General features: G+C 71.0%; 27 protein-coding genes. 9 read left to right on the forward strand and 18 right to left on the reverse strand.

Annotated elements, in window-relative coordinates; translation table 11 throughout:
• Positions 1-25: 25 nt before the first annotated feature.
• From ACLNGM_RS03015 to ACLNGM_RS03045, 7 genes are all read right to left on the reverse strand, one after another.
• Positions 26-703, reverse strand: coding sequence for a response regulator (locus ACLNGM_RS03015; protein WP_416357127.1), 678 nt, complete (start codon positions 701-703; stop codon positions 26-28).
• Entirely contained in the window at positions 700-3369 is a 2670-nt protein-coding gene (locus ACLNGM_RS03020; protein ID WP_416357128.1) for a DUF4118 domain-containing protein, read from the reverse strand. Before ACLNGM_RS03020 ends, ACLNGM_RS03015 begins: the two co-directional genes overlap by 4 nt.
• A 71-nt stretch (positions 3370-3440) precedes the next feature.
• Positions 3441-4064 (reverse strand): potassium-transporting ATPase subunit KdpC, encoded by a 624-nt coding sequence (kdpC, locus tag ACLNGM_RS03025; protein WP_416357129.1) that lies wholly within the window; start codon positions 4062-4064, stop codon positions 3441-3443.
• 22 nt (positions 4065-4086) lie between these two features.
• Positions 4087-6141 carry a potassium-transporting ATPase subunit KdpB gene (gene kdpB / locus ACLNGM_RS03030; RefSeq protein WP_416357130.1) on the reverse strand — a complete coding sequence of 685 codons (2055 nt, stop codon included), beginning with the start codon at positions 6139-6141 and terminating at the stop codon, positions 4087-4089.
• A 115-nt stretch (positions 6142-6256) separates the two neighbouring features.
• Positions 6257-7966, reverse strand: coding sequence for a potassium-transporting ATPase subunit KdpA (kdpA, locus tag ACLNGM_RS03035; protein ID WP_416357131.1), 1710 nt, complete (start codon positions 7964-7966; stop codon positions 6257-6259).
• A gap of 25 nt (positions 7967-7991) precedes the next feature.
• Positions 7992-8078 carry a K(+)-transporting ATPase subunit F gene (gene kdpF / locus ACLNGM_RS03040; protein WP_416358377.1) on the reverse strand — a complete coding sequence of 29 codons (87 nt, stop codon included), beginning with the start codon at positions 8076-8078 and terminating at the stop codon, positions 7992-7994.
• A gap of 179 nt (positions 8079-8257) precedes the next feature.
• Positions 8258-9157 carry a LysR family transcriptional regulator gene (locus ACLNGM_RS03045; RefSeq protein WP_416357132.1) on the reverse strand — a complete coding sequence of 300 codons (900 nt, stop codon included), beginning with the start codon at positions 9155-9157 and terminating at the stop codon, positions 8258-8260.
• A 96-nt stretch (positions 9158-9253) separates the two neighbouring features.
• Between ACLNGM_RS03045 and ACLNGM_RS03050 the strand changes: the two genes are divergently transcribed.
• The gene (locus tag ACLNGM_RS03050) at positions 9254-10345 is read left to right on the forward strand and encodes an aldo/keto reductase (protein ID WP_416357133.1); all 1092 of its coding nucleotides are present in this window, start codon (positions 9254-9256) and stop codon (positions 10343-10345) included.
• Between the two features lie 9 nt (positions 10346-10354).
• On the opposite strand, the gene ACLNGM_RS03055 is transcribed toward ACLNGM_RS03050, so the two are convergent.
• Positions 10355-11569, reverse strand: coding sequence for an MFS transporter (locus tag ACLNGM_RS03055; protein WP_416357134.1), 1215 nt, complete (start codon positions 11567-11569; stop codon positions 10355-10357).
• 88 nt (positions 11570-11657) lie between these two features.
• On the opposite strand from ACLNGM_RS03055, the gene ACLNGM_RS03060 reads away from it, so the two are divergent.
• On the forward strand, positions 11658-12632 hold the full coding sequence (locus tag ACLNGM_RS03060; RefSeq protein WP_416357135.1) for an AraC family transcriptional regulator: 975 nt from the start codon (positions 11658-11660) through the stop codon (positions 12630-12632).
• 33 nt (positions 12633-12665) lie between these two features.
• On the opposite strand, the gene ACLNGM_RS03065 is transcribed toward ACLNGM_RS03060, so the two are convergent.
• A complete protein-coding gene (locus tag ACLNGM_RS03065) occupies positions 12666-13256 on the reverse strand; it encodes a TetR/AcrR family transcriptional regulator (RefSeq protein ID WP_416357136.1) in 591 nt (196 codons plus the stop codon).
• Positions 13257-13586: 330 nt separating this feature from the next.
• On the opposite strand from ACLNGM_RS03065, the gene ACLNGM_RS03070 reads away from it, so the two are divergent.
• The gene (locus ACLNGM_RS03070; protein ID WP_416357137.1) at positions 13587-13889 is read left to right on the forward strand and encodes a hypothetical protein; all 303 of its coding nucleotides are present in this window, start codon (positions 13587-13589) and stop codon (positions 13887-13889) included.
• 107 nt (positions 13890-13996) lie between these two features.
• Positions 13997-14215, forward strand: a complete 219-nt coding sequence (locus ACLNGM_RS03075; protein WP_090965235.1) for a hypothetical protein — start codon at positions 13997-13999, stop codon at positions 14213-14215.
• Here the strand turns inward: ACLNGM_RS03075 and ACLNGM_RS03080 are convergent.
• The 5 genes from ACLNGM_RS03080 to ACLNGM_RS03100 all read right to left on the reverse strand — a co-directional run bounded on the left by ACLNGM_RS03080 (position 14196) and on the right by ACLNGM_RS03100 (position 17847).
• Entirely contained in the window at positions 14196-15089 is an 894-nt protein-coding gene (locus ACLNGM_RS03080) for a GGDEF domain-containing protein (protein ID WP_416357138.1), read from the reverse strand. The two genes, ACLNGM_RS03075 and ACLNGM_RS03080, sit on opposite strands and share 20 nt — an antisense overlap.
• Before the next feature lie 391 nt (positions 15090-15480).
• On the reverse strand, positions 15481-15843 hold the full coding sequence (locus ACLNGM_RS03085; RefSeq protein WP_294645232.1) for a DUF6481 family protein: 363 nt from the start codon (positions 15841-15843) through the stop codon (positions 15481-15483).
• Positions 15844-15973: 130 nt separating this feature from the next.
• On the reverse strand, positions 15974-16153 hold the full coding sequence (locus ACLNGM_RS03090; protein ID WP_090965241.1) for a DUF3606 domain-containing protein: 180 nt from the start codon (positions 16151-16153) through the stop codon (positions 15974-15976).
• Positions 16154-16175: 22 nt separating this feature from the next.
• Positions 16176-16346, reverse strand: coding sequence for a hypothetical protein (locus ACLNGM_RS03095; protein WP_416357139.1), 171 nt, complete (start codon positions 16344-16346; stop codon positions 16176-16178).
• Positions 16347-16767: 421 nt separating this feature from the next.
• Positions 16768-17847, reverse strand: a complete 1080-nt coding sequence (locus tag ACLNGM_RS03100) for a hypothetical protein (RefSeq protein WP_416357140.1) — start codon at positions 17845-17847, stop codon at positions 16768-16770.
• 143 nt (positions 17848-17990) lie between these two features.
• Between ACLNGM_RS03100 and ACLNGM_RS03105 the strand changes: the two genes are divergently transcribed.
• Together ACLNGM_RS03105 and ACLNGM_RS03110 are read left to right on the forward strand one after the other, a co-directional pair.
• Positions 17991-18302 (forward strand): hypothetical protein, encoded by a 312-nt coding sequence (locus tag ACLNGM_RS03105; protein ID WP_416357141.1) that lies wholly within the window; start codon positions 17991-17993, stop codon positions 18300-18302.
• 36 nt (positions 18303-18338) lie between these two features.
• Complete coding sequence (locus tag ACLNGM_RS03110; protein ID WP_416357142.1) at positions 18339-19160, forward strand: VOC family protein; 822 nt, start codon at positions 18339-18341, stop codon at positions 19158-19160.
• 6 nt (positions 19161-19166) lie between these two features.
• On the opposite strand, the gene nagA is transcribed toward ACLNGM_RS03110, so the two are convergent.
• The 4 genes from nagA to ACLNGM_RS03130 are packed head-to-tail and all read right to left on the reverse strand — an operon-like array spanning position 19167 to position 22979.
• The gene (nagA, locus tag ACLNGM_RS03115) at positions 19167-20315 is read right to left on the reverse strand and encodes an N-acetylglucosamine-6-phosphate deacetylase (protein WP_416357143.1); all 1149 of its coding nucleotides are present in this window, start codon (positions 20313-20315) and stop codon (positions 19167-19169) included.
• On the reverse strand, positions 20315-21340 hold the full coding sequence (locus ACLNGM_RS03120) for an SIS domain-containing protein (RefSeq protein ID WP_416357144.1): 1026 nt from the start codon (positions 21338-21340) through the stop codon (positions 20315-20317). The genes nagA and ACLNGM_RS03120 overlap by 1 nt, the downstream gene beginning before the upstream one ends.
• Positions 21337-22095 (reverse strand): GntR family transcriptional regulator, encoded by a 759-nt coding sequence (locus ACLNGM_RS03125; protein WP_416357145.1) that lies wholly within the window; start codon positions 22093-22095, stop codon positions 21337-21339. Before ACLNGM_RS03125 ends, ACLNGM_RS03120 begins: the two co-directional genes overlap by 4 nt.
• Entirely contained in the window at positions 22092-22979 is an 888-nt protein-coding gene (locus tag ACLNGM_RS03130; RefSeq protein ID WP_416357146.1) for a BadF/BadG/BcrA/BcrD ATPase family protein, read from the reverse strand. Before ACLNGM_RS03130 ends, ACLNGM_RS03125 begins: the two co-directional genes overlap by 4 nt.
• Before the next feature lie 418 nt (positions 22980-23397).
• On the opposite strand from ACLNGM_RS03130, the gene ACLNGM_RS03135 reads away from it, so the two are divergent.
• The 3 genes from ACLNGM_RS03135 to ACLNGM_RS03145 all read left to right on the forward strand — a co-directional run bounded on the left by ACLNGM_RS03135 (position 23398) and on the right by ACLNGM_RS03145 (position 26620).
• Positions 23398-24300 carry an N-acetylmuramic acid 6-phosphate etherase gene (locus ACLNGM_RS03135; RefSeq protein ID WP_416357147.1) on the forward strand — a complete coding sequence of 301 codons (903 nt, stop codon included), beginning with the start codon at positions 23398-23400 and terminating at the stop codon, positions 24298-24300.
• A 41-nt stretch (positions 24301-24341) separates the two neighbouring features.
• A complete protein-coding gene (locus ACLNGM_RS03140; protein WP_416357148.1) occupies positions 24342-25604 on the forward strand; it encodes an ABC transporter substrate-binding protein in 1263 nt (420 codons plus the stop codon).
• 77 nt (positions 25605-25681) lie between these two features.
• On the forward strand, positions 25682-26620 hold the full coding sequence (locus ACLNGM_RS03145) for a carbohydrate ABC transporter permease (RefSeq protein ID WP_416357149.1): 939 nt from the start codon (positions 25682-25684) through the stop codon (positions 26618-26620).
• The last annotated feature ends 9 nt before the right edge of the window (positions 26621-26629 follow it).

Here is a 26629-nt window from a genome sequence, read left to right on the forward strand (position 1 = left end):
TTGCCGCCGTGGTTGTCCCGATCGGTCACACCAGCCGGTAGCCGACGCCCGGCTCGGTGAGGACGCGGCGCGGCGCGCTCGGGTCGTCCTCCAGCTTCTGGCGGAGATGGCCGATATAGACCCGCAGATATTGCGTGTCGTGCTCGTTGGCCTTGCCCCAGACCTCGCGCAAGAGCGTGCGGTGCGTGACGACCTTGCCGAGGTTCTGGAAGAGGACGGTGAGGAGCGCGAGCTCGCGGCGCGTCAGGCGCACCTCGGCCTCGCCCTTGCGCACCACCCGCGCCTCGAGGTCGAGCGACAGGTCGCCGGCCTGGAAGGGCCCGGCGCTCGCGGCCTTCTGCCGGTGGCGCAGCGCGGCGCGCAGGCGCGCCATCAGTTCGCCGATGCCGAACGGCTTCTCGACATAGTCGTCGGCGCCGAGATCCAGCGCCCGGATCTTTTCCGACTCGCGGTCGCGCGCCGACAGGACGACGATCGGAACGTCCGAGTGGAGGCGCAGCCGCTCGATGACCACGAGACCGTCGATGTCGGGCAGGCCGAGATCGAGCACCACGGCATCGGGCGCGCTCGTCGTGGCGATCCGCAACCCTTCCGCGCCGTTGGCGGCCTGGAGGACGGCATAGCCCTCGGCCGTCAGCGAGGGCTTCAGGAAGCGATGGATCGCCGGCTCGTCGTCCACCACGAGAATCGTCGCACGGCTCATGCGCCTCCCCCGCCCGGCAGCCGGATCTCGAACGCGGCGCCCTTCGTTCCCGGCTCCAGGGGCAGGAGCGCCAGCGTGCCGCCCTGGGCTTCCACGATCCCCTTGGCGATGGCAAGGCCGAGCCCCGCGCTGTCGCCGCCATCGGCGCCCGTCGGCGCGCGGGCCCGCGTGAACTTTTCGAAGACGAAGGGCGCGAGATCCTCCGGCACGCCGGGCCCGTCGTCGGCGATGCGGATCGCGACCGATTCTCCGTCGCGTCGCGCCGACAGCGTCACCTTCGCTCCCGCTCCCGCGTGGCGCACAGCGTTGCCGACGATGTTGGCGAGCGCCTGGTCGAGGAGGTTCCCGTCGACGAAGGCGAGGATGCGCTCGGCCGTCTCGACGAGCCGGAAATGCTGGGTGGCTCCGCGCCGGCGGGCGAGGTCGACCTGCCGCTCCAGCGCCTCGGTGACGTCGATCCAGTCGCGACGCACCTCGAGCGCGCCGGCCTCGAGCCGCGTCATCGACAGGAGGTTGCGCACCATCGTGTCGAGCCGGCTCGCCTCGTCGCGGATCTCGGCAAGGAGGTCCTGGCGCGCGTCGCGCTCCAGCCGCTCCTCGTATTCGATGAGCGCGGTGGCCGATCCGAGGATCGAGGCGAGCGGGGTGCGGAAGTCGTGGCTGATCGAGGCGAGGAGGATGTTGCGAACGCGCTCGGTCTCGGCCGCCGTGCGGGCGCGGCGCACCTCGGTCGACAAGAGCGCGCGGTGGAGCGCGGCGGCGGTCTGCTCGGCAAGGGCGGCGAGCAGCGTGCGCGTCTCGACGTCGAGCGGCCCGAGATCTGCCGGGTGCTCCAGCCCCAGCGCCCCGACGGTCCCGTCGGGCGCCTGCAGCGGCAGGAACGACCAGCCGCTCGACGGCAGCGTGCCCGTCCCTGCGCCCGCCGGCTCGCCCTTCTCGAACGCCCAGCGGGCGGCGGTGCGGGCGGGCGTGTCGAGCCGGTCGTCCGGCGGCCAGGCGCTGGCGATCGCAAGGTCCGGCCCCGACGGTCGAAGAATGACGCAAGCGCGCCCGGTCGCCGCGTTGATCTCGCTCGCCGCCGCCTCCATCACGCGGTCCGCATCGGCCAGCGCCGAAAGGGTGCGGGTGAACTCGTAGAGCCGGCGCGCGGCGCGCGTACGCGACGCCGAGGCCTTCATCTGCTCGCGCGCCTGCCCCGCCACAGCCGAGATCGACACGGCGATGATCAGGAAGATCGCGAGCGCCAGGAGTTCGTGCGGGCGCGCGACCGTGAAGGTGCCGGTCGGGTCGATGAAGAAGAAATTGTAGGCCGCGAACGACAGGAACGAGGCGAGGATCGCCGGCCAGACGCCGCTGCGCAGCGCCGGCAGGAGCACCGCGAGGAGGTAGAGCATCGAGACGTTCGGCAGCGCCACGAAATGGCGCATCACCGAGCCGAGGAGCGTCGCGACGGCGACGCCGACGGCCGCCGTCGCATAGCCGGTGAGCGGCCCCCGCTCCGGCATCGGCCGGCGCACCCGAGCCGCGGCCGTTTCCTCCGTCAGGACATGGATCGCGATCCCCGAGGCCCGGCGCACCAGTGCGTCGGCAAGGTTCGGCCGAAGCGGCCAGGACCAGCGGCCGCGCGCGCGCGCCTGCCCTACGACGATCTGCGTGACGTTCTCGAAGCGCGCGAAGCGCAGGAGCTCGCCGGGAAAATCGGTGCCGACGAGGCTCTGCGTCGCGGCGCCGAGCGTGCGCGCAAGCTGCAGCGCGGCCTCGACGCGGGCGGCGTCCGCCGGCGCCAGCGACAGGCCGGGCCGCTCGATCGTGACCGCGAACCAGGGGGCGTCCAGCCGGTCGGCGAGGCGCTTGGCCTCGCGCACCAGGCGCTCCGGCGTGCCGGTTGCCCCGAGGCAGACGAGAAGCCGCTCGCCCGCCGGCCAGGGACCCTCGATCGCGCCGCCCTGCATGCGCTCCAGAAGGTCGCTGTCGACGCGGGCGGCCACCTGACGGAGCGCCAGCTCGCGCAGCGCGGTGAGATTGGACGGCTTGAAGAAGTTCTGCGTGGCGCGGGTGGCCGTGTCCTCGACATAGACCTTGCCCTCGGCGAGCCGCCGGATCAGCTCGTCGGATGGCAGGTCGACGAGCACGATCTCGTCGGCGACCTTCAGCGTCGTGTCGGGCACCGTCTCGCGTACCCGCACGCCCGTGATCCGCTGGACCACCTCGTTGAGGCTCTCGACATGCTGAACGTTCATCGTGGTCCAGACGTCGATCCCCGCTTGGAGGAGTTCCGCGACGTCCTGCCAGCGCTTCGGGTGGCGCGAGCCCGGCACGTTGGAATGGGCGTATTCATCGACGAGAAGAAGCTGCGGGCGGCGGGCGAGCGCGGCGTCGATGTCGAACTCGGGGACGAGCCGCCCCTTGTAGGGGATGGACTTGCGCGGCAGGACCTCGAGCCCCGCCAGCATGGCTTCCGTCTCCGCGCGGCCGTGCGTCTCGACGATGCCGACGAGAACGCAGCGCCCCGTGCCCGCCGCGCCGTGGGCGGCCTGCAGCATGGCGAAGGTCTTGCCGACGCCGGGCGCGGCGCCGAGAAACAGGCGAAGACGGCCGCGCCCCTCCCGTTCGGCCCCAGCCAGTAGGGCGTCCGCAGAGGCGCGGGGTCCGTCTCCCTTGATCATCGCATGTCCGTTCCTGTCGGATCCGCCATAGCAGATCGGGGCCCGGCGGTCTCCCGCCGGGCGCGTTCGCGTCAGCCGGCCGGCTGGTCGGCGGAGGCCGTCGGCGTGCCCGCAGCGGGTGCGGGCGTTGCGGGGGCCGCCGCATCGAGCGCGAGATTCACCGCCAGGACGTTGACGCGCGGCTCGCCGAGGACGAGGAGCGTGCGGCCCGCCGTGTTCTCGGCGATGGCGCGGCGCACGAGATCAGCGTCGACGCCGCGCGCGCCGGCGATGCGGGCGACCTGAAGCTCGGCGAAGGCCGGCGAGACGTCGGGATCGAGGCCCGAGCCGGACGTGGTGATGGCGTCGGCGGGCAGCGTGCTCGCGCCGGTCGCCGCCTTCATCGCCTCGCCGTCCGTCTTCAGGCGCTCGGCGAGCTTGGCGCTGGTGGGGCCAAGGTTGGTGCCCGACGAGGAGGCGCCGTCGTAGCCGTTGCCGGCGGCGGACGGACGACCCTGGAGGTAGCGGGCATCCGTGAAGGCCTGGCCGATCAGCGAGGAGCCGACCGGCTGGCCGTCGCGGCTGACGAGACTGCCCGACGCCTGCGCCGGGAAGACGGCACCCGCGATCGCCGTCATCGCCATGGGGTAGAGGATCCCGAGGAGGATCGTGAGGATGCCGAGGAGCGTCGCCGCGGCGCGAAGTTGCGAGAGCATGGATGCTATCCTTGGAAAGGGTTCAGGCGAGGCCGAGGGCGGAGACCGCAAGGTCGATGATCTTGATGCCGACGAAGGGCACCAAGATGCCGCCGAGGCCGTAGATCAGGAGGTTCCGCCGCAGCACCGTCGCGGCGTCCATCGCCCGGTAGGGCACGCCGCGCAGCGCCAGCGGGATGAGCGCGACGATGACGAGGGCGTTGAAGATCACTGCCGACAGGATCGCGCTTTCGGGCGTGGCGAGCCGCATGACGTTGAGGACGCCGAGCTCGGGGATCGCCGCGATGAACAGCGCCGGGATGATGGCGAAGTATTTCGCGACGTCGTTGGCGATCGAGAAGGTCGTCAGGCTCCCGCGCGTCATCAGGAGCTGCTTGCCGATGCCGACGATCTCGATGAGCTTGGTCGGATCCGAATCGAGATCCAGCATGTTGCCGGCCTCGCGGGCGGCCTGTGTGCCGGTCTGCATGGCCACGCCGACATCGGCCTGGGCGAGCGCCGGCGCATCGTTGGTGCCGTCGCCGCACATGGCGACCAGGCGCCCCTGGCGCTGCTCGTTGCGGATGTAGTTCAGCTTGTCCTGCGGGGTGGCTTCCGCGATGAAGTCGTCGACGCCCGCCTCGCCCGCGATCGCGGCGGCCGTGACCGGGTTGTCGCCCGTCACCATGACGGTGCGGATGCCCATGCGGCGAAGCTCGGCGAAGCGCTCCTTGATGTCGGGCTTCACGACGTCCTTCAGGTGGATGACGCCGATGTAGCGGCCGTTCTCGGCCAGCCCCAGCGGCGTGCCGCCGGATTTCGCGATGCGCTCGACGGCCTCGGTGAACGCTCGCGGCTCCTCGACGTCGCGGCCGGCGGTCTCGCGCACGAAGCGGCGGATGGCGTCGACCGCGCCCTTGCGGATGGTCTTGCCCCCCGTGTCGACGCCCGACAGGCGGGTGGCCGCCGAGAAGGGGATGAATGTCGCCCCGTCCCGCGCCGTCTCGGGGACGGCAATCCCGTACTTCTCGCGCGCCAGCACCAGGATCGAGCGCCCTTCCGCCGTCTCGTCGGCAAGCGAGGCCTCGACCGCGATCTGGGCGGCCTCCGTGTCGGTGACACCCGGCACCGCGACGAACTCCGAGGCCATGCGGTTGCCGAAGGTGATCGTGCCGGTCTTGTCGAGAAGCAGCGTGTCGACGTCGCCCGACGCCTCGACGGCCTTGCCCGACATGGCGAGGACGTTGTGGCGGATCAGGCGGTCCATGCCGGCGATGCCGATGGCCGACAGGAGGCCGCCGATCGTCGTCGGGATGAGGGTGACGAGAAGCGCGACGAGGATCGGCACGGAGACCGCGGCGCCCGCGTAGGACGAGAGGCCGGTCAGCGTGACGACGGCGATCAGGAAGATCAGCGTCATGCCGACGAGGAGGATGGTGAGCGCGAGCTCGTTCGGCGTCTTCTGGCGCTCGGCGCCCTCGACAAGCGCGATCATGCGGTCGAGGAAGGAGGAGCCGGGGGCGGCGGTGATGCGCACGACCAGCCAGTCGGAGACGACGGTGGTGCCGCCGGTGACCGCCGAGCGGTCGCCGCCCGCCTCGCGGATCACGGGGGCGGATTCGCCCGTCACGGCCGCCTCGTTCACCGAGGCGATGCCCTCGACGATCTCGCCGTCGCCCGGCACGAGGTCGCCGGTCTCGACGAGGATGTGGTCGCCGACCTTGAGGTCGAGCGCGGAGACGGACTGGATGGCGGTACGGTCTTTCGCCGAGGCCATGCGCTTGGCCATCGTGTCGGTGCGCGCCTTGCGCAAGCTATCCGCCTGCGCCCGGCCGCGCCCTTCCGCGATGGCTTCGGCGAAGTTGGCGAACAGCACCGTGAACCAGAGCCAGGCCATGATCTGGCCGATGAAGAGGAGCGGGTTGCCGGCGAGGAGGTCGCGCACGAAGAGGACGGTGACGACCGCCGCCACGACCTCGGTGACGAAGATCACCGGGTTGCGCATCAGCGCTGCGGGATTGAGCTTTTTGAAGGCGTCGACCGTGGCCCGGCCGACGAGGTCGGGCCGGAAGGTGGACGTTGCGGCCTTGGCAGCCATGGGAAATGTCCTTGTGGTCGGGTCCTCGATGGGGACCGACGAAGAATGGGTGACGGTTCGTGAGGGGCGGCCCGGCGTAGGGGCCGAGCCGCGCCAGGGTGTCGTCAGGACGTCGTCAGAAGGTCTTGCCCGCCAGCATCTGCACCTGCTCGGCGATCGGGCCGAGGGCGAGCGCGGGGAAGAACTGGAGGCCGCCGAGGATCAGGATGATGCCGGCCAAGAGCCCCACGAAGAGCGGCCCGTGCGTCGGGAACGTGCCGGCCGAGGGCGCGAGCTTGGTCTTGGCCACCAGCGAGCCCGCGATCGCCATCATCGGCACGATGTAGGCGAAGCGGCCGAGCAGCATGGCCAGCCCCAGCGTCGTGTTCCACCAGGGCGAGTTCGCTGACAGGCCTCCGAAGGCCGAGCCGTTGTTGCCGGCTGCCGACGTGTAGGCATAGTAAATCTCCGACAGGCCATGCGGCCCGGCGTTGCCGAGGCCCGACAGCGCCGCCGGCAACACCGCCGAGACTGCCGAGAAGCCGAGGATCGTGGCCGGCAGGATGAGGATCGCGAGCACCGCCATCTTCATCTCCTTGGCCTCGATCTTCTTGCCGAGATATTCGGGCGTGCGGCCGACCATGAGGCCCGCCACGAAGACCGAGATGATCGCGATCACGAGGATGCCGTAGAGGCCCGAGCCGACGCCGCCCGGCAGGATCTCGCCGAGCATGATCAAGACCATCGGCACCATGCCGCCGATTGGCGTGAAGGAGCCGTGCATCGAGTTCACCGCGCCGTCCGACAGGCCGGTGGTGACCGCCGCGAACATCGAGGACGCGGACAACCCGAAGCGGACCTCCTTGCCCTCCATGTTGCCGCCGGTCGGGTCGAGGCCGGCGGCGGCCAGAACCGGCGTGCCGGCGCTCTCGGCCCAGTAGCAGATCGCCGTCGCGGAGACGAGGAGAAGGCCCATGACCGAGAGGATGGCCACGGCCTGACGCCGGTCGCCGATCAGCCGGCCGAAGGCGAAGACGAGCGCGGTGGAGACCACCAGCATCTGCCAGATCGTCAGCGCGTTCGAGAGCGGTGTCGGGTTCTCGTAGGGGTGGGCGGCGTTGGCGTTGTAGAAGCCGCCGCCGTTGGTGCCGAGCTGCTTGATCGCGAGCTGCGAGGCGACGGGCCCGAGCGCCAGCGTCTGGGGCTGGCCTTCCAGCGTCTGAACGGTCGCCGAGGCTTCGAGCGTCTGCGGCGTGCCCATCGAGACCTGCCAGAGACCGGTCGCGATCGCGAGCGGCAGGAGGACGTAGAGCGTGGCGCGCGTCATGTCGGTGAAGAAGTTGCCGACGGTCTGGGCGCCCGAGCGCGCGAAGGCGCGCACCAGCGCGACGGCCAGCGCGATGCCGGTCGCCGCCGACAGGAAGTTCTGCACCGTGAGGCCGGCCATCTGCGAGAGATGACTCATGGTCGTCTCGCCGCCGTAGGACTGCCAGTTCGTGTTGGTCACGAAGGACACGGCCGTGTTGAAAGCGAGATGCGGCGACAGGCCCGAAAACCCTTGCGGGTTCAGCGGCAGGAAGGCCTGCGCGCGCAGGATCGCATAGAGGAGCACGAAGCCGGCCGCGTTGAAGGCGAGCATGGCCAGCGTATAGGCGAGCCAGCCCTGTTCGCGCGCCGGGTCGATGCCGGCGAGGCGATAGAAGCCGCGCTCGACCGGGCCCAGAATGGGGGTGAGGATGGTCCGCTCGCCTGCGAAGACGCGGCCCATGAAGGCGCCGAGCGGAATGGCGAACGCGACCACGGCCGCGAGGATGAGGATGATTTGCAGCCAGCCATTGAGCGTCATGGCATCGGACTTTCAGGACAGGGGATCAGAACCGCTCGGGACGCGCGAGCGCGTAGACGAGGTAGGCGGCAAGGGCGAAGGCGACGGCGCCGCCAAGGACGAGGTCGAACATCGTCAGGCCCGGACGGCCCAGCGCGCGTAGGCGCCCATCAACGCGAAAAAGCCCAGCCCCACGGCCAGGTAGATCAGATCGAACATGCGAACCCTCCTTTCGGGATCGCCCATTCGATTGCGCCGGGCCCGCGTAAAAAATCCATATGAGTTTGCGGGGCGCCGGGCCCGCGGTGGCGGTCAGCCCGCCGGGCGGGGCCAGCGAAACGCCTCGATCAGGGCGCGCAGCGCCGGCGCGGCCTGCCGGCTCGGATAATAGAGGCGGCATCCGTCGAACGGCGCGCACCACGCGTCCAAAACCTGAACGAGACGTCCGGCGGCGATGTCCTCGGCGACGTCGTCCTCCATCATGTAGCCAAGCCCGGCGCCAGCCCGCACGGCCCCCGCCGCCAACCGCTCGTCGTTGACGATGAGCTGGCCGCCGACCTTGACCCGCAGCGCCTGCCCGTCCCGCTCGAACTCCCAGGGCAGAAGCCCGCCGCCGCCGACGAGGCGGTAGTTGACGCAGACGTGGTCCTTGAGGTCGGCGGGCGTCGCGGGCGCCGGGCGGACGGCGAAGTAGGAGGGCGTCGCCACCACCACGGTGCGCAACGGCGGCCCGACCGGAACCGTCACCATGTCGAGTTCGACGCTCTCGCCGAGCCGGATGCCGGCGTCGAAACCGCCCGCCACGAGGTCCACCAGCCGGTCGTCCACCACCACCTCGACGGCGATGTCGGGATGGTCGACGAGGAACTGCGGCAGACGGGGGCTCAAGATCGTGCGGGCGGCATAGGAGAAGGTGGTGAGGCGGAGCGTGCCGGAGGGCGCGTCGCGCCAGTCGGCGAGCGCCGCGATCCCGCCCTCCACCGCGTCGAGCGCCGGGCGAAGCGCGGCCAGCAGCCGCTCGCCCGCCGCCGTCGGCGCGACGCTGCGCGTCGTGCGCGCCAGAAGGCGGACGCCGAGCCGGGCCTCCAGCTGGCGCATGGCGTGGCTGAGCGCCGAGGGCGACAGGCCGAGCTCGGCGCCCGCGCGGGTGAAGCTGCGCGCCCGCGCGATCGCGGCGAACAGGGCGAGATCGTCGAGGTCGCCACGCCGCATTGATGAACCCCGCTCACAAGCCCTTGGCCCGGACGCATCCTAATCCGGCTCGGCACCGCCCGCTATGTTCGTCTCACCTTACGACAGGAGACACAAATGGACCTCACCCATTTTCGCGCGCTCGGGCGCTCCGGCCTTCTCGTCAGCCCGCTGGCGCTCGGCACCATGACCTTCGGCGCGGGGCGCTGGGGCGCCGACGAGGCGGGCGCCGCCGCCATCCTCGACGCCTATCTCGAGCGCGGCGGCAACTTCGTGGATACGGCGGACATCTATTCCGGGGGCGCCAGCGAGACGATGCTCGGCCGCCTCGTCGCCGAGCGGGGGGTGCGCGACCGGCTGGTGATCGCGACCAAGTCCGGCTTTCCGGAAAGCGGCGGCGTGCCGCTGATGGGCGGCAACGGCGCGCGCCACATCCGCCGGGCCCTGGAAGGCTCGCTGAAGCGCCTCGGCACCGAACGGATCGACCTCTACTGGACCCATGTCTGGGACCGCACGACGCCGCCGGAGGAGGTGCTGCGCGCGCTGACCGACGCCGTGCGGCGCGGCGACATCCTGCACTACGGCTTCTCCAACGCGCCGGCCTGGTATGCCGCCCGCATCGCGACCTTGGCGCGCGCCCACGGCCTGCCCGAGCCGATCGGCCTGCAATACGCCTATTCGCTGATCGACCGGGGCGTGGAACTCGAAATCCTGCCGGCGGGCGAGGCGCTCGGCCTCGGCCTCGTGCCTTGGAGCCCGCTCGCCGCAGGGCTCCTCACCGGCAAGTACGGCCGCGACAAGCTCGACGCTCATGGACCCGCCGGCGCCGTGCCCAACCAGGCCAGCGGCACGAGCGACGGCGGCAACCGGCTCGACGGCGACAACCCGTTCGGCGGGATGCTGTTCACCGAGCGCAACTTCGCTGTGGTGGACGAGGTGCGCAGCATTGCGGGCGAGATCGGCCGCTCGATGGCGGAGGTGGCGCTCGCCTGGGTGACGGGGCGGCCCGGCGTCTCCAGCGTCCTGATCGGCGCAAGCCGCGCCGAACAGGTGCACGCCAACGTCGCCTCGCTTGACGTCGCGCTCTCGGACGACCAACGCGCCCGGCTGGATGCCGTGAGTGCGCTGCCGATGATCAACCCCTACTTCATCTTCCAGATCCCGCGCGAGCAGCTCTTCGGCGGGGTGTCGGTCACGCCCTGGCGCTAGGCCTGCGTCTCACGCCCCGGCCCGCGTGCGCTCGGCCGCCCGGCCGAGCGTCAGCATCACGCCGGCGCCGAGCACCACGGCGGCGGCGGCGTAGACGATCACCCCGTGCGGGCCGATCCCGTCGATCAGGAGACCACCGATCAGCGCGCCGCTGGCGATCGCCACCTGGAACGAGGAGGACAGAAGCGCGCCGGAGCTTTCGGCGAGATCGGGCGCCGCGCGCGCATTCCAGATCGAGACGGCCACCGGGAAGCCGCCGAAGGCAAACCCCCAGAGCGCGACGGCGGTGAACGCCACCGCCGGCGTTCCGCCGAACAGCGCCAGCAGAAGCGAGGCCGCGCCGATCAGGAGCGACACGCCGCCGGCCGCCCAAGCCGGGCTGCGCGCCGCGACCATCCCGGCCACCGGGTTGCCGAGGAAGCCGCCGACGCCGAAGGCCAGAAGCGCCAGCGAGATCGTCGCGACGTCGAGGCGCGGCACCTCTTCCAGGAACGGGCGGATGAAGGTGAAGCCGGCGAAATGGCCGGACACGACGATGATCACCGTGGCAAAGCCGATCAGCACCGCGCGCCGCGACAGGGCGGAGCGGAAGCTCGCAAGACCCGGCGCGCCGACCGAGGGCAGGCGCGGCAGGACGAGAAGCTGGACGAGGAGCGACAGGGCGCCGAGCGCCGCTGCGGCGAGGAACGTCGCCCGCCAGCCCCACAGCGCGCCGAGCGCGGCGCCGAGCGGCGCGGCGACGACGGTCGCGACCGACACGCCCATCACGATGATCGACATGGCGCGCGGCACGTCGGCCGGCGGCACCAGCCGCAGGGCGAGCGCCGTCATCATCGCCCAGAAGCCGCCGAGCGCGAAGCCGAGGAGCCCGCGTGCCACGAGGAGGACGCCGACGCTGCCCGCAAAGGCCGTCAGCACGCTGGACACGACCAGCATCGCCATCAGCGCCCAGACGATGACGCGCCGGTCGAGCCGCCCGGAGCCGAGCACCAGAAGCGGCCCGGCGAGCGCCGCGACCACGGCCGTCGCGGTGATCGCCTGCCCCACCGCGCCGTTGGTGACGCCGAGTTCGGCGGCCATCGGCGTCAGCAGGCTGACGGGCAGGAATTCGGCGGTAACGAGACCGAAGACGCCGAAGGACAGCGAGAACACCGCGGGCCAGGCCGCGCCGGGCGTTTCGGTGTCGGGCGCGGCGAGCGCCGCTTGGCAGGCGATGTCGGACATGGAGGCGCGTCCCGTCATGATGCGGTGCAAAAATCGAAGGCCGAACCTAGTCTCGCCGGTCTGGCGTTTCCATGCTAGGAACGCCATCATGCTTGACCGTTCGTCCAAACCCGCCACCGATCCGATCGATCCCCTCACCGACATGCTGCGGGGGCTTCGGCTCGACGGCGTCGAGTACGGCCGGTGCCGCCTCCAGGGCGAGTGGGCCTTTCATTACCCGGCGCAGGACCACGCCCATTTCCATTTCGTGGCCGGCCAGGGCTGCTGGCTCCAGAGCCCGGACGGCGAATGGAGCGAGCTCTCGGCCGGCGACGCGGTGCTGGTGCCGCGCGGCGCTGCCCATACGCTGGCGAGCGCGCCGGGCATCGCGCCCCGCGCCTTTCCGCGCCGCGAGTGCCTCGCCATCTGCGAGAGCGTCTACGACTACGGTGCGGCCGAGCCGGAAGCGGAGGGCGTCTGCATCCTCTTCTGCGGCACCATGCGCTTCAACATCGACGGGCTGCATCCGCTCCTGCGGATGATGCCCGACCTGATGCGCGCCAAGGAACTGATGCAGGCCGAGCCCGCGATCCCGCACCTTCTCGACGCGATGATCGCCGAGTGCAGCCTCAACCGCGTCGGCGCGAGCGGCATCCTGGCGCGGCTCGCCGACGTGATGGCCGCGCAGATCATCCGCTCCTGGGTCGAGCATGGCTGCGGCGACGAGGCGGGGTGGCTGGCCGCAGTGCGCGATCCGAAGGTCGGTCGGGTGCTGGCCGCGATCCATGCCGAGCCCGAACGCGACTGGACGGTGGCGGAGATGGCCGCGCTGATGGGCGTGTCGCGCTCGGGCTTTGCCGCCAAGTTCACCGCGATCGTCGGCGCGACGCCGGCCCATTACGTCACGCAGGTGCGCATGCACCAGGCCCGGCAGTGGATCGCGCGCGACCGCATGCGCATCGCCGATGCCAGCCGCCGACTCGGCTACGAATCGGAGGCCTCGTTCGGCCGCGCCTTCAAGCGCGTCATCGGCACGGCGCCGGGCCGCATGCGCGCCGGGGGGACGGACGGCGCACGGGCCTGAAAAGGCCGCCCGCGCACCGGCGGGACGGGCGCCTCAGACGGGCGGCCAGGTCTTCAGCGTCATCGCCACCACGCGGCGCAGGTCGTCCGGCGTCGCGCCGCTCGCAGCCTGCACCGACAGTCCCTGCGCCACTGACATGACGTAGCGAGCGAGATCCTTCGGGTCGGCTTCGGGCGGCAGGTCGCCGGCGGCCTTCCATTCCTCGAGGCGGCGGCAGAGGGCAGCCTCGCTTTCGGCCCGGCGCGCGCAGAGCTCCTGCCGGATCGATTCCGACGCCTCGCTGCAGACCAGCGCGCCCTGCACCATCAGGCAGCCCTTGGGCGCTTCCTCGTCCTCGCCGACGCCGGCAAAGGCCAGAAGCATCCGCTCAACCGCCCGGCGCGAGGTCGCCTCGTTCAGGGCGCTGCAGCCAAGGTCCGAGCGGCGCGAGGCGTAGCGGTCAAGCGCCTTGCGGAACAGCTCCTCCTTGTTGCCGAACACGGCGTAGAGGCTGGGCTTGGCGATGCCCATCGCCTGCGTCAGGTCGGACATCGAGGTGCCCTCGTAGCCTTGGCGCCAGAACACATCCAGCGCGCTATCGAGGGCCTCGTCAGGATCGAACTCCCGCGGGCGGCCGGCACCCATGATCGCATCTCCTTGTTTTCGAACGCTCGGGCGAACCGGCGTCAGATTTTTATACCTGTCGGTAAATTAGTCCGTTGACAGCCGGAAACCAAGCCCCTAATTCATTCCATACCAAACGGTAATGAACTGCAAAGGTTCAACGCCGGACGGGGCGGACGCGACAGCGACACCCCGTCAACACACGCAACAGCGCCGGATTGCAAGACCCGGCGCCCCGCGGGCGCATGCCATGCGCTCCGACCCAACGCCGCGAGACCCCGTCCGTCTCCGCGCCCGCCCCGGGCCGCGGCCGGGCCGGCGCGCGCCTCGAAACCCCAAGGAGTTTCTCCCATGACCCGCACGATCCTCTCCGCCACCACCGCCCTCCTCCTGTCGACCGGCCTCGGCCTGGCCGGCGGCCTCGTCCCCGGCTCGGACGTCGGCACCAGGTCCGACGACGGCCTTGCCGACCGCTCGGTGGTGACCGGCGAGGCCGCGACCCGCTCGGCCGGCGGACGCGGCGAGGCCGCCACGGCCTTTGGCTACCCCGCCGCCCGCAGCACCCCGGCCGCCGCCGAGGCGCAGCCGGCCGCCAAGTCCCCTCGCGCGGTGGAAACCCGCGGAGCCCTCGTCCCCGGCTCCGACAGTTTCTGACCTCGCGCCCGTCCGCCCGGGAAGGTTGCGGCCTTCGCGGGCGGTTCTTACCGGGCGGCGCCCCCCGTGCCGCCCATCCCGTGGACCGACCGACGAGGAGCACCCCGATGTCCCTGTGCCTATCCCCGGACGACACCCGGATCGAAACTCCCTACACGGCCCTGACCCCGGACACGCTCGGCGCACGCCTGCGCCGCCTGTTCCTGTCGGCGGCCGATCAGGACACGGCCGAGCTGATGCCGGCGCCCCGGGTCGAGCGCTCGGCGTTCCGGAAGCCCACCCCGGGCCGCCCGGCGCGCGAGGAGATCAACGCCCTGTTGCTGTAGTGCGAGCGGCCGCGCCGGCCACGGCGCGGCGTCCATGAAAGGCGCGCTTCGAGCGGTACATGTTGCGGTCGGCGCGGGCGAGGAGCTGGTCCATGCCCTCGCCTGCGCGGCGCCAGGCGAGCCCCGCCGAAAAGCTGAGAGGGACCTGCCAGGCTCCGCCCTCGTTCCCGTCCGCCGCACGGGCAAGACGCGCGATCAGGGCGTTGGCGCCGGCCTCGTCGAGCCCGGTGACGATCGCCACGAACTCGTCGCCGCCCATCCGCACCGCCGGACAGGTCGGCGGCAGGTGGTCGCGCAGGAGGCGCCCCATTCGGCGCAGGAGATCGTCGCCCGCCTTGTGCCCGAACCGGTCGTTGGCGCTCTTCAGCCCGTTGAGGTCGAAGACGGCGAGCGCGACCGGGTCGCCGCCGACCTCCAGGCGCTCCAGCGTCTCGGTCAGGAAGGTGCGATTGTGGAGGCCGGTCAGCGGGTCGTGCGTGCGCGCGGCTTCCAGCAGGCGAAGCGCCTGCTGCTGCACCGACACGTCCTCGACGCAGATGAGATAGGCGGCCCAGTCGGCCTCGTGGCCGGGCAGGAGCCGGCCCTTGTAGTTCACGTCGAGAAGGCGCCCGCGCGCCGTGTAGTTGCGCGTCACGACGCTGGTGGCGACCTGGCCGCCCCAGAGCTGGCAGATCACCTCGACGAAGGAAGCAATCTGGTCCTCGCCGAAGATCTCGCGGACCTTCGCCATCAGCGCCGCCTCGTCGGCGACCTCGTAGAGGCGCAGCGTCTCGCGGTTGACGGCCGTCACCCGGATCAGGGCGACGAGTTCCTCGACGCGCGCAGAATCGGCCGCCAGATGCGTGCGCAGGTCGTCGATCCCCCAGCGCGCCACCTGTCGAGGCGCTCCTTGAGGAGATGGAGGTCCTGGATCCACATCGAGGTCGGCGCGTGCTCGAAGGCGAGCGCGCTCCGGTCCCGCTGAAGCGGGTCGGCGAAGGCCTGGCCGGGGTGGGCGGGGTCCGTCGGGCGCGCAGGCGCGTTGTCGCTCACGATCACCTTTCAACGCTCCAGACTCGGTCCCACGACCTGTTCTAGCGCGGCTTCGTTAGCGAGATGCCTCCACGACGCGGTCAATCCTTGCGATCGAGATCCGGGTCGCAGCTCCGCCCCGGCCAAGCGGTTGGTGGTCGGGGAAGTCCGATGCGTCGCCGACCGGCGGCGGCGGGCATAGGGGGGCCGCCGGGCGGTCGCACGAGGCGTCCCGCCCGCGGCCCGCGGCCGGTTCAGCCCTTGCGGCTCTGGCGGGCGGCGTAGCGCGCGTCGCGCTTGGCCTTCTGCGCAGCCTGGTCGGCCATCGCCTGGGCGATCAGCTTGTCGCGCTCGGACACGGCGGCCTTCTCGGCGGCTTCCGCGGCGGCGGCGGCTTCGGCGGCGCGCTCCGCCTCGCGGGCCTCGGCCTCGGCCTTCTGCTGCTCACGCTTGGCGGCCTCGCGCTCGGCACGGGCGGCGGCGAGCGCGGCGTGCTCCTCGCGACGGGCCTGCGCAGCCGGATCGTTCTGTTTGGCCTTCATCTTCTCGAGCAGGGCCGCCTTGGCATCCTTGGCCGCGTTGCGGCGATCGATGAAGTCCGTGCCAGTCTGTTTCAACGTTTCTCTCTTTCGCATCAAAGGGGGCCGCCAACGCTTCGCCGCCCGTCGGATCGGGTCGGATCATAGCATTCCGGCGGAATGTTTCGAAGGGGTCGGCCGGGACCGCGATGGTCACCGGCCGATCGGATCAGGCCTCGCGCGCTGCCATGTAGGAGTCAAGCTTCTTTCGCGAGGGGCCGTAGCGTTTGATGATCGTCTTCGCCTCGCCCGGCGGAATTCCATACTTTCGGGCAAAGGCCTCCGGCTCGTAGGGTTCCTCGGCCGGTCTCGTGCGGGACTTGTCAGCCCCGCTCTTCTGTTCGGACATAAGTGTTCATGCTTTCCCCGCGTCAGTTCGCGGCAGGAGAGGGGTCGCTCGTCTCGTGCGGACCGTCGTCGTCACGGTCCGTCTCGCCGGGGGCGGCCTTGGATGCGGCCTTGGCCGCGGCCTTCTCCGCCTTCTTGGCGGCCTTGGCCTTTTCGCGTTCCCGGCGCTCGAAGTCGAAATTCGGTTTTTTCATGGGCGATCCCTCGGCCGGTGAGTCATCCCCTGCATATGGGGAGCGACCGACGGAAATGCGAACCGCAAAGCGAGCGAACGGGCTCGCGTCAAACAAAGAAGGCGCCGGGTCCGGGCCCGACGCCTTCGATAGTTGGGGCCAACGCAACACGCCTCAACCACTGGCGCGACATTAGCCCGGTCACCCTTAAGATCCGGTTTCGGACGGCGTGACCCGCCCGCCGATCAGCTCTTCTTCGAGGCGGGCGTCGTGCCGCCCTTCAGGCTCGGCGCGGCGGCGATCGTCTTCTCGACGACCTTCTTCGGCTTGCGGGCTTCCTTCCCGCCCTTGTTCTTCTCACCCATGATCTCGTTCCTCCGGTTGACGGCGGCGGAGCATGGCACGAAGCCGGGCCGGGGCGACAATCAATTCTTGAGGGCGCTCAGGCGCCGGCCACGAGCCGCAGCACCTGCCCCGGCCGCTCGTACTCGACGAGCTCTCCGGCAAAACGCTCAGCAAGCCCGGCAAAGCCGTCGATATCGGTGAAGACGAGATCGCGCGGGGCATGGAAGAGGCCGAGCCGCACGTTCCCGGCCTGGACGGCCAGCACCGGATCGCCGGTCTCCGGCGCGAGGCACGCGTCGATGCGCGAGACGGGCTCGGTGACGCCGCGCGTCGCGAGCTCCGCCTCGATCCGGCCCGCCAGCGCGTGGAAGGCGAGCGAGGAGGCCGCCTCGTGCCAGAACACCGGCTCGTCCAGGCGGAAGGGCAGCGTCGCGGCATAGGTGTCGAGCCAGGACGCGCGGGTCGCGGCCATGGCGAGCTGGCGCGCCTCGACTTCGGCGTCCGGCAGGTCCCAGTCCTCGACCGGCGTCAGGCAGATGCCGAGAAGAAGGCCCTCCACGTCCCCCTCGCCCTCGCCGACCGTCGGCAGGCCGGCGCGCGCCAGCGCCTCGCGCGCCGCCGCCAGCCCCGCCTCGGGTGTATCGGCCTCGACCAGCGCGGCGAGCCCCTCGGTCAGCGCGTGGACCGTTGCCGGGCCGACGGTGTAGAGATCCACGGCATCCGGCGCGAGCACCACGGGCAGGATCGCGACCGCGCCGGCCTCCGGGAAGACGCCGGATTCGCGCAGGGAACGGGCGAGCGCGGCAAGGCTCTCGCCATCGCCGGCAAAGTCCGTGAGGGCGTCCGCCGTCCCGGTCGCCGCAAACAGGATCGGCTGGAGGTCGAACGTCCCTTCGCCGCCGTCCGGCAGGCGGGCCGCCATCCCGGCCCAGGCGGCCTGTGCGAAGACCTCGCGTCGGAAGGCGTCGAAGCCGCCGTCGAGGAGTTCGTCGAGTTCGGGCGAGAGGCGGGCAAAGGCCGCGTCGAAGCCGTCGAGGTCGAAGTCGATCTCGACCGTCTCCTCGGCGAAGAACGCTCCGGCGGCTTGGAAGATCGCCCGCTCCGCCGGCGTCTTGCCGCGCGTCTGCATCTGGCGCGCGAGCTTGGCCGCGAAGCGGCGATCCTGTCGGTTGGTCATGCCGCGGTCCTGAATAGTGTCCGGTCAGTCCCGGCTCGTTAGCATCCGGCGCGCGGCGAAGCATCCCCACGGCGGCCGTCATCAAAGCGCCGGCAAGAGCGGTTCCCGTCGGCAGGCCAACACACGCTCAAGGACTGTCCGCCATGCGTCACCTCGCCCCCGCCCTCCTTCTCGCTCTCGCAACCGTCACGGCCGGCGCGGCGCACGCGTCGAGCGACGACGCCTGGGCCGCGTTCGATGCCCGCGTCGCCAAGGCCTGCCGCGAGGCGAGCGGCTTCCAGCGCGCCCGCACCTCGGCGATCATCGGCTTCGACGACCGGGTCGGCCGCGTCGCCGTGCTGGTCGGCGATCGTGCCGGGAAGGCGCCGCCCAAGCTCTGCCTCTACGACAAGCGCGCGCAAAAAGCCTATGTCGACGAGGCGGCGGGATGGAGCGCGCCGATGACCGGCCGCTGATCCGCTTCGGTCCGGCACAGGAGGAGACGCGACCCCATGGCACGACGCATCGATCACCTCGTCGTCGGCGTCCGCGATCTCGACACCGCGGCCGCGTTCTACGCGCGGCTCGGCTTCCAGGTCGGCGCCCGCAACCGCCACCCCTGGGGCACCGCGAACCGGCTGATCCAGTTCGGCACCTCGTTTCTCGAGCTCATCACGGTGGGCGACGATCCGGCCGCGATCCCGGCGCACGCACCACGCCGCTTCAGCTTCGGCGCCTTCGTGCGCGACGCGCTGGAGAGGCGAGAGGGCATCTCGATGCTGGTGCTGGACAGCCGGGACGCGGCCGCCGATGCCGAGCGTTTCGGCGCGGCCGGCATCGGCGACTTCGAGCCGTTCTTCTTCCAGCGGCGCGGACGGCGGCCGGACGGCGGGGAGATGGAGGTGGCCTTCACGCTCGCCTTTGCCACGGACCCCGCGGCCCCTCAGGCCGGCTTCTTCGTCTGCGAGCAGCACCGGCCGGAAAATTTCTGGAACACCGTGTTCCAGCACCACCCGAACGGCGCCCGCGACATCGCAGCGGTGCGGCTCGCAGCGCCCGAGCCCGCCGCGCATCTCGGCTTCCTCCGGACTTTTGCCGGCGTCGCCGAAACGTCGGGCCACGATACCGCTGTTCCGCTCGACGGCGGGCGCATCGAGCTGGTGGCCGGCCCCGCGCCTGCGCGCTTCGCGGGCTTTGCCGTGCGCGTGCCCGATCTCCTTTACGTAGCAGAGCGGCTGCGGTCCGAGGGGATCGCGTTTGACATGGAAGGCGGCCGGCTTCTCGTGGCGGCCGACGCCGCGTTCGGGACGGCGATCCGCTTCGAGACCGCCTGACGCCGGTCAGGCCAGATCGACCGCCGCGCCGCCGATCCAGACGCCCTTGAGAGCGAGAGCGTCGTCGATCCACACCATGTCGGCGCGCGCCCCGGCACGAAGGTGGCCGTGCGTGGCTCCGAGCCCCAGGAACTCGGCCGCATGGGTCGAGCAGAGGCGCAGCGCCGTCTCCAGATCAAGCCCGAGTTCGCGCACGAGATACTGCAGCGCTCCGATCATCGACAGGTCGGAGCCGGCCAGCGTCCCGTCGGCGAGCGTCAGCCGCCCGTTCTCGCGCCGCGCCTCACGCCCGTTGAGGGTGAATACGTCCTCGCGCGAGCCGACCGTCGGCATGGCGTCGGTGATGGCGACGAGCTTGCGCGGGTCCCGCTTGGCCCGCAGCGCCGCGCCGAGGGTCGCCGGATGGACGTGATGCCCGTCCGGGATGAAGCCGCACCAGACGTCCGGCGAATCGAGCGCCGCGCCGACGAGGCCGGGCTCGCGGTTGCCGAGCTGGCTCATGGCGTTGAAGAGGTGGGTGACGCAGCTCGCGCCCGCCGCGATCGCCCCGTTCGCCGTCTCGTAGCTCGTGTCGGTGTGGCCGAGCGAGACGCGGATGCCGGCGGCGGCGAGCGCCGCGATCTGCGCGTTCGACACGCTCTCCGGCGCCACCGTCAGGAGGAACGGGCGCACGCGTGCCTCGCAGAGCGCGCGCAGGTCCGCATCCTCCATCCGCCGGATCAGCGCCGGGTCGTGCGCGCCCTTGCGCGCCACCGACAGGAACGGGCCCTCGACATGGATGCCGGCGCAGCCGGGCACGCCCGCTGCCATCGCCGCCTCGACGGCCGCGATCGCGGCGAAGGTCACCTCGGGGCGATCGGTGATCACGGTCGGCAGGAGCGCGGTGGAGCCGGTGCGGGCGTGCGCGGCCGCGATCGCCCGGACGCCCTCGACGCTCGGCGCCTCGTTGAAGAGGACGCCGCCGCCGCCGTTTACCTGGATGTCGATGAAGCCGGGCGCGAGGAGCCCGCCCGGCAGACGCCGCGTCTCGACGCCGGCGCCGATCTCGCCTTCCGGCACCAGCGCCTCGATGCGCCCGTCCGACACGACCAGCGCGTGGCCGCTCCGGCGCGTCTCGCCGTCGAAGATGTCGGCACCGATGAAGGCGTTCGTCATCACAGCGTCTCCGTCACCTTCTTCAACCCGCGCGGCACGTCGGGGTCGAGGCCGCGCGCGCGCGCGACGCCCTCGACGAAGCGATAGAAGGAGACGAGCATCGACAGGGGTTCGGTCAAGGGGTGGCCGGTCGCCGCGTGCGGCAGGCGCGTGCCCACCCCGGCATCGCCGACGGTGAAGAGCGCGGCGCCCGAGCCCGCGACGCGCTGGCAGATCTCGACGAGGCCGCCGCGCGCCGCATCCGCCGGCACGAAGGCGAGGACCGGAAAGCCCTCCTCGACCAGCGACACGGGGCCGTGCAGGACCTCGGCGCCGGAATAGGCCTCGGCGTGGAGCATCGAGGTTTCCTTCAGCTTCAGCGCCGATTCGCTGGCGACCGCAAAGCCCGGTCCCCGGCCGAGCACGTAGAGCGAGCGCGCGCCGGCTACGGTGCCGAGCGCCGCCGACCAGTCCGCGGCCAGCGCCTCGTCGAGCCGGTCCGGCAGGGCGTCGATCGCCGCCCCCAGCGCCTCGTCGCCGCTCCAGGCGGCGAGCACGGCGAGCGCGGCGACCACCGAGGTGACGAAGCTCTTGGTGGCAGCAACGCTCCGCTCCGGCCCCGCCTTCAGCGGCAGTTGCCAGTGTGCGACGTCCAGCAGGGGCGAGCCCTCGACATTGCCGATCGCGACCGTCTCCGCGCCGCCCTCGCGCGCCGCCCGAAGGAGCGCGACGATGTCGGGGCTGCGCCCGGACTGCGAGATGGCGAGCGCGGCCTGGCCGACGAGCTGGAGCCGCGTGCCGTAGACCGAGACGACGGAGGGCCCGAGCGAGGCGACGGGACGTCCGGTGAGGATCTCGCAGGCATACTTGAAATAGGTCGCCGCATGATCGGACGAGCCGCGCGCGACGGTCACGGTGACGGCCGGCGACAGGTCGGCGAGACGCCGGCCGACCTCGGCGACAGCCGGCTTCGAAGCGTCGAGGAAGCGGCGCACGGCGTCCGTGATTTCGGCGATCTCGCGCGCCATCAGGCTGGCTTCGGTCATGGCGTTCCTTGCTCGGACAGGCTGAGTTCGGCGACGAAGTCGTAGGCGTCGCCGCGATACTGCGATTGGGTGAGCTCCACCGGCCGCCCCTCTTCGTCGAAGGACACGCGGGTGATCGACAGCGCCGCGGTGCCGGGCGCCACATCGAGAAGCGCGGCCTCGTCGGCGTCGAGATTGGCGGCGGTGATCCGCTGCAGCGCGCGCACGGGGTGGCGTCCGGCCGCGCGCATGGCGGCATAGAGCGAGGTCTCGACCAGCGCCGGGTCCGGCAGGATGGTCGCCGGCACGCAGGCGCGCTCGATGGCGAGCGGCTTGCCGTCGGCGCGGCGCAGGCGATGGATGCGGCAGACGAGATCGCCGGGCGAGAGGGCGAGCTGCATGGCTTCGGCCGGCGTCACGCGCTCCAGCGCGCGCAGGAGCCAGTCGGACGTGGTGCGCCGGCCGCGCGTCGCCATGTCGGCGGAGAACGAGGTGAGGTGCGACAGGCCCTGCTGCAGCTTGCGGTGGCCGCCCGACACGAAGGTGCCCGAGCCCTGTCGTTGTTCGACGACCCCTTCGCCGACGAGCCCTGTCAGCGCCTTGCGCACCGTCACACGTGAAACGCTGAAAGCCTCCGCAAGATCGCGCTCGGACGGCAGGGCATCGGCGGGCTTCAGCTCGCCCGCCTCGACGGCGCCGCGGATCAGTGCCTGGAGCCGAAGGTAGAGCGGCCCCTCGCCCTCCGGCAGCGCACCGGCCTTCAGGAGCGCGCTCATGCCGGCCCGCCAGCCGTGCTGTAGACCTCGCGCGCCAGATCGATGCCGCCCTCCATCGCGTCGCCGGCCGGCTCGACCACGAGCGCGGCCAGATCGGGCGACAGGCGCGGGCGATAGCGCGGCGCCTGGCCCCCGAGAAGCGCCAGCGCCCGGCTTCCGAGTTCGACCATCCGGCGCAGCATCGGCTCGATGTCGACGAGAGCGGCGGCGACCAATCGTTCGGCGGCCGGATCGCCGCGCTCGGCATGGTCCCAGACGAGGGGCGCGAGGGTGCCGAAGTCGCGCGGCAGCGCGGTGCGGGCGAACTCGACGATCGCCCCGGCGGAGCCATCGAAGCGCGCGAGGATCGCATCGCAGAACGGCGTCAGGGGCCGGGCCCCGTCGAGCGCCATCAGCGCCTCGGCGAGCGCCCGGCGGCCGAGATCGGCGCCGCTGCCCTGGTCGGAGACGAGCATGCCCCAGCCGCCGAGGAGCCGCAGCGCGCCGCGCGCCCGCACGCAGTAGGCGGTGCCGGTGCCCAGGATCGCGATGCCTCCCTCGCCGCCCGCAAACGCGCCGCGGCAGGCGGTGACGGCATCGGTCTCGAGGCCGAAGGCGGCAAACGGCAAAGGACGCGCATGGAGTGCCTCGGCGACCGAGGGCACGTTGGCCCCAGCGAGCCCGAGCCCGACATGGCAGCGGGCGAGGTCGGCGGTGCCGAGACCGCCCGCCGCCAACGCCCGTTCCGTGGTGGCGACGATCGTGGCGAGCGCGGCGTCGAGCCCGGCGAAGACGTTGGCGGTGCCGCCCTGCGCTTCGCCGACCAGCGTCCCGTCCAGGCCGCGGACGCGCACGCGGCAGTTCGTCCCGCCTCCGTCGACCCCCACGAGCAACCCGTCGGCCATGCGATCTCCACAGAAACCAAAACAATACCAATCGAGCTATACGGCATGAAGGGATGCCGTGCCAGTCCCCTTCGCATGAATGATGCGGAACGCAAGAAGCCGGTCGAAACCCACAATCTTCGCAGTTTTCCTTGGGTGACTGCCCTCTTTGTTCGCATCTGCGAAGGCCGTCGCAAAATCTTGCAGAGGTCCGCTGGACAAATGGTTTTACGTTGGTACGATCCCGGCAACAAAAGACAGGGAGGGGTCGGCTGAGGCCGAGCCCGTGATTCGAGGGGCAGGATGCGGGCGTGATCCGATAGGATCGCGACACCCTTGTCGTGTCCGCTCGAGGAACGGCGACCGGCCGGACGGCCCCTCCCCTTGAATCTCCCGACACCCTGTTGCGGCGTCGCGACCAGACGAGGAGAGTGCGACCTTGGCGACCGGTCTCCGCCGCACCGAACAGCGTCATCCCGAATCCCTCGGGCTCGACGCGCGGTCCTCGCAGGAGGTGCTGGCCCGTCTTCTTGACGGACAGGTGCAGGCGCTTGCCAGCGTCGACGCGGCGCTGCCGGCGATCGCCGAGGCCGTGGCGCTGGCGGCCGATGCGCTCGATCGCGGCGGCCGCCTCGTCTATCTCGCGGCTGGCAGCCCGGCGCTGATCGCGCTCGCCGACGCACTGGAAATCCCCCAGACCTACGGCGAACCGGCCGAGCGCTTCGCCGCGATCCTCGCCGGCGGGCTCGACATCGTCCGCGACTTTACCGGCGGGCCGGAGGACGATGCGGCGGCCGGGCGGCGCGACGTCGAGGCGGCCGGCATCGGAGCGTGCGACTGCGTCCTCGCCGTCTCGGCCAGCGGCTCGACGCCCTTCGTCGTCGCGGGTCTTCAAGCCGCACGGGAAGCGGGCGCCGCGACGGTGGCCGTCGCCAACAACGCCGGCGCGCCGATATTCGCCGCGGCCGACGTCGCCATCCTTCTCGACACCGGGCCCGAGGTGGTCGCCGGCTCGACGCGCATGGGCGCGGGCACCGCGCAGAAGGCCGTCCTCAACATGATCTCGACCGCGCTCGCCGTGCGCCGCGGCCATGTCCACGACGGCCACATGGTGAGCCTTCGCGCCGACAACGCCAAGCTCCTCGAGCGCGCTGCGCGCATGGTGGCGGACGCCGCCGACACCACCCCCGAGACCGCCGCCGCCGCGCTGCGGGAGACCGGCGGCGAGGTGAAGCCCGCCGTGCTTCTCGCAGCCGGCGCCCCCGATCTTTCCGACGCGCGGGCGCGCCTTGCCCGCACGAAGGGTGACCTGCGCCGGGCCCTCCAAGAGCTCGGCCGATAACAAGACGCCCGAACGCTTCGGGCATGCAACAGGAGACGGGCATGACGACGACCATCCTCAAAGCCTCGGTGGCCCTGGCGGCGCTCGCCGCCCTCTCGGGTTCGGCCCTGGCGCAGACGACGCTGACCATCGAGAGCTGGCGCAACGACGACCTCGCCACCTGGCAGGACAAGATCATCCCCGCCTTCGAGGCGCAGCACCCCGACATCAAGGTGACCTTCGCGCCGACGGCGCCGACCGAATACAACTCGGCGCTCGCCGCCAAGCTGGATGCCGGCTCGGCCGGCGACCTCGTCGCCTGCCGCCCGTTCGACGCCTCGCTCGGCCTCTTCCAGAAGAAGCAGCTCGCCGACCTGACCAGCCTGCCCGGCATGGAGAACTTCACGCCCGCCGCCCGCACCGCCTGGTCGACCGACGACGGCTCGCAGACGTTCTGCGTGCCGATGGCCGCCGTGCTGCACGGCTTCATGTACAACAAGAAGGCCTTCGAGGAGCTGGGTGTCCAGCCGCCGAAGACCGAAGCCGAGTTCTTCGCCCTCCTCGACAAGATCAAGGAGAACGGCACCTACGTGCCGCTGGCCATGGGCACAAAGGACCAGTGGGAAGCCGCGACCATGGGCTACCAGAACATCGGCCCGAACTACTGGAAGGGCGAGGAGGGCCGGAAAGCCCTGATCGCCGGCACCCAGAAGCTGACCGATCCCAACTGGGTGAAGCCCTTCGAGACGCTCGCCAAGTGGGGCCCCTACATGGGCGACGGCTTCCAGGCGCAGACCTATCCCGACAGCCAGAACCTCTTCACGCTCGGGCGCGCGGCGATCTATCCGGCCGGCTCGTGGGAGATCGCGACCTTCGAGGCGCAGGCCGACTTCGAGATCGGCGCCTTCCTGCCGCCGGTCCAGAATGCCGGCGACACCTGCTACGTCTCCGATCACCCGGACATCGCGCTCGGCCTCAATGCCGCCTCGAAGAACGCCGAGGCGGCCAAGACCTTCCTCTCCTGGGTGGCCAGCCCCGAGTTCGCGACGATCTACGCCAACGCCGCGCCGGGCTTCTTCCCGCTGATCGACAAGCCGGTGACGCTCGAGAACGCGCTCGCCAAGGAGATCGTCGGCTGGCGGGGCACCTGCCAGTCCTCGATCCGCTCGACCTACCAAATCCTGTCGCGCGGCACGCCCAACCTCGAGAACGAGACCTGGACGGCGTCCGCCAACGTGATCAACGGCACCGAGACGCCGGCGCAGGCGGCCGAGAAGCTCCAGAAGGGCCTCGACAGCTGGTACAAGCCGGCCGCCGCCAAGTGATCGCCTGACCCGCGCCGGGAGGCGGCGTCCGCGCCGCCTCCCCTCCTTCCCGACCGGCCAGCCTTGAGGCGCCCCCGATGACGCAAGACCCCGAGGCGCCGATCCTCAAGGCCCGCCCGCGCTGGCACATCGCCGTGTTCCTGGCGCCCGCGCTCCTCGTCTACACCGTGGTCATGCTCGTGCCGCTGATGCAGACGCTGCTTCTGGCGCTCGAGAACGTGCGCGACGGAAACCGCGTCTTCGTCGGGCTCGACAACTTCCGCACCCTGTTCGGCGACCCGCGCTTCTCCGACGGGTTCTGGAACGCGCTGCGCAACAACGTCTATTTCTTCGTCCTCCACATGCTGATTCAGAACCCGATCGGCATCGCGCTGGCGGCTCTCCTGTCGGTGCCGCGGCTTCGCGGCGTCGCGCTCTATCGCACGGCGCTGTTCCTGCCGACCATCCTGTCCTTCGTGATCGTCGGCTTTCTCTGGAAGCTCCTCCTGTCGCCGCTATGGGGCGTCGCGCCGAACCTCCTCGGCTCGATCGGCCTGAAGTCGCTCTTCGCGCCCTGGCTCGGCCAGGAGGCTTATGCGCTGACCGCCGTCTCGCTGGTCTCGATCTGGCAGTTCGTCGGCATTCCGATGATGCTGATCTACGCCGCCCTCATCACCATCCCCGCGGAGGTGATCGAAGCCGCCGAATGCGACGGGATCACCGGCCTCAAGCAGTTCTTCAAGATCAAGCTGCCGTTGATCCTGCCGACCATCGGCCTCGTCGGCGTGCTCACCTTCGTCGGCAACTTCAACGCCTTCGACCTGATCTACGCGATGCAAGGGGCGCTCGCCGGGCCGAACTTCTCGACCGACATCCTCGGCACCTATCTCTACCGCATCTTCTTCGGCTTCCAGCTGCAGGCGGGCGACCGCTACATGGGCGCGGCGGTGGCGACGGCGATGTTCCTGATCATCCTTCTCGGCGTCTCGTTCTACCTGTTCGTCGTCCAGCGGCGCATGCGCCGCTACCAGATGTGAGGCGGCCGC

Source organism: Aureimonas phyllosphaerae (genome assembly GCF_047943035.1).
GTDB classification, from domain to species: domain Bacteria; phylum Pseudomonadota; class Alphaproteobacteria; order Rhizobiales; family Rhizobiaceae; genus Aureimonas; species Aureimonas phyllosphaerae.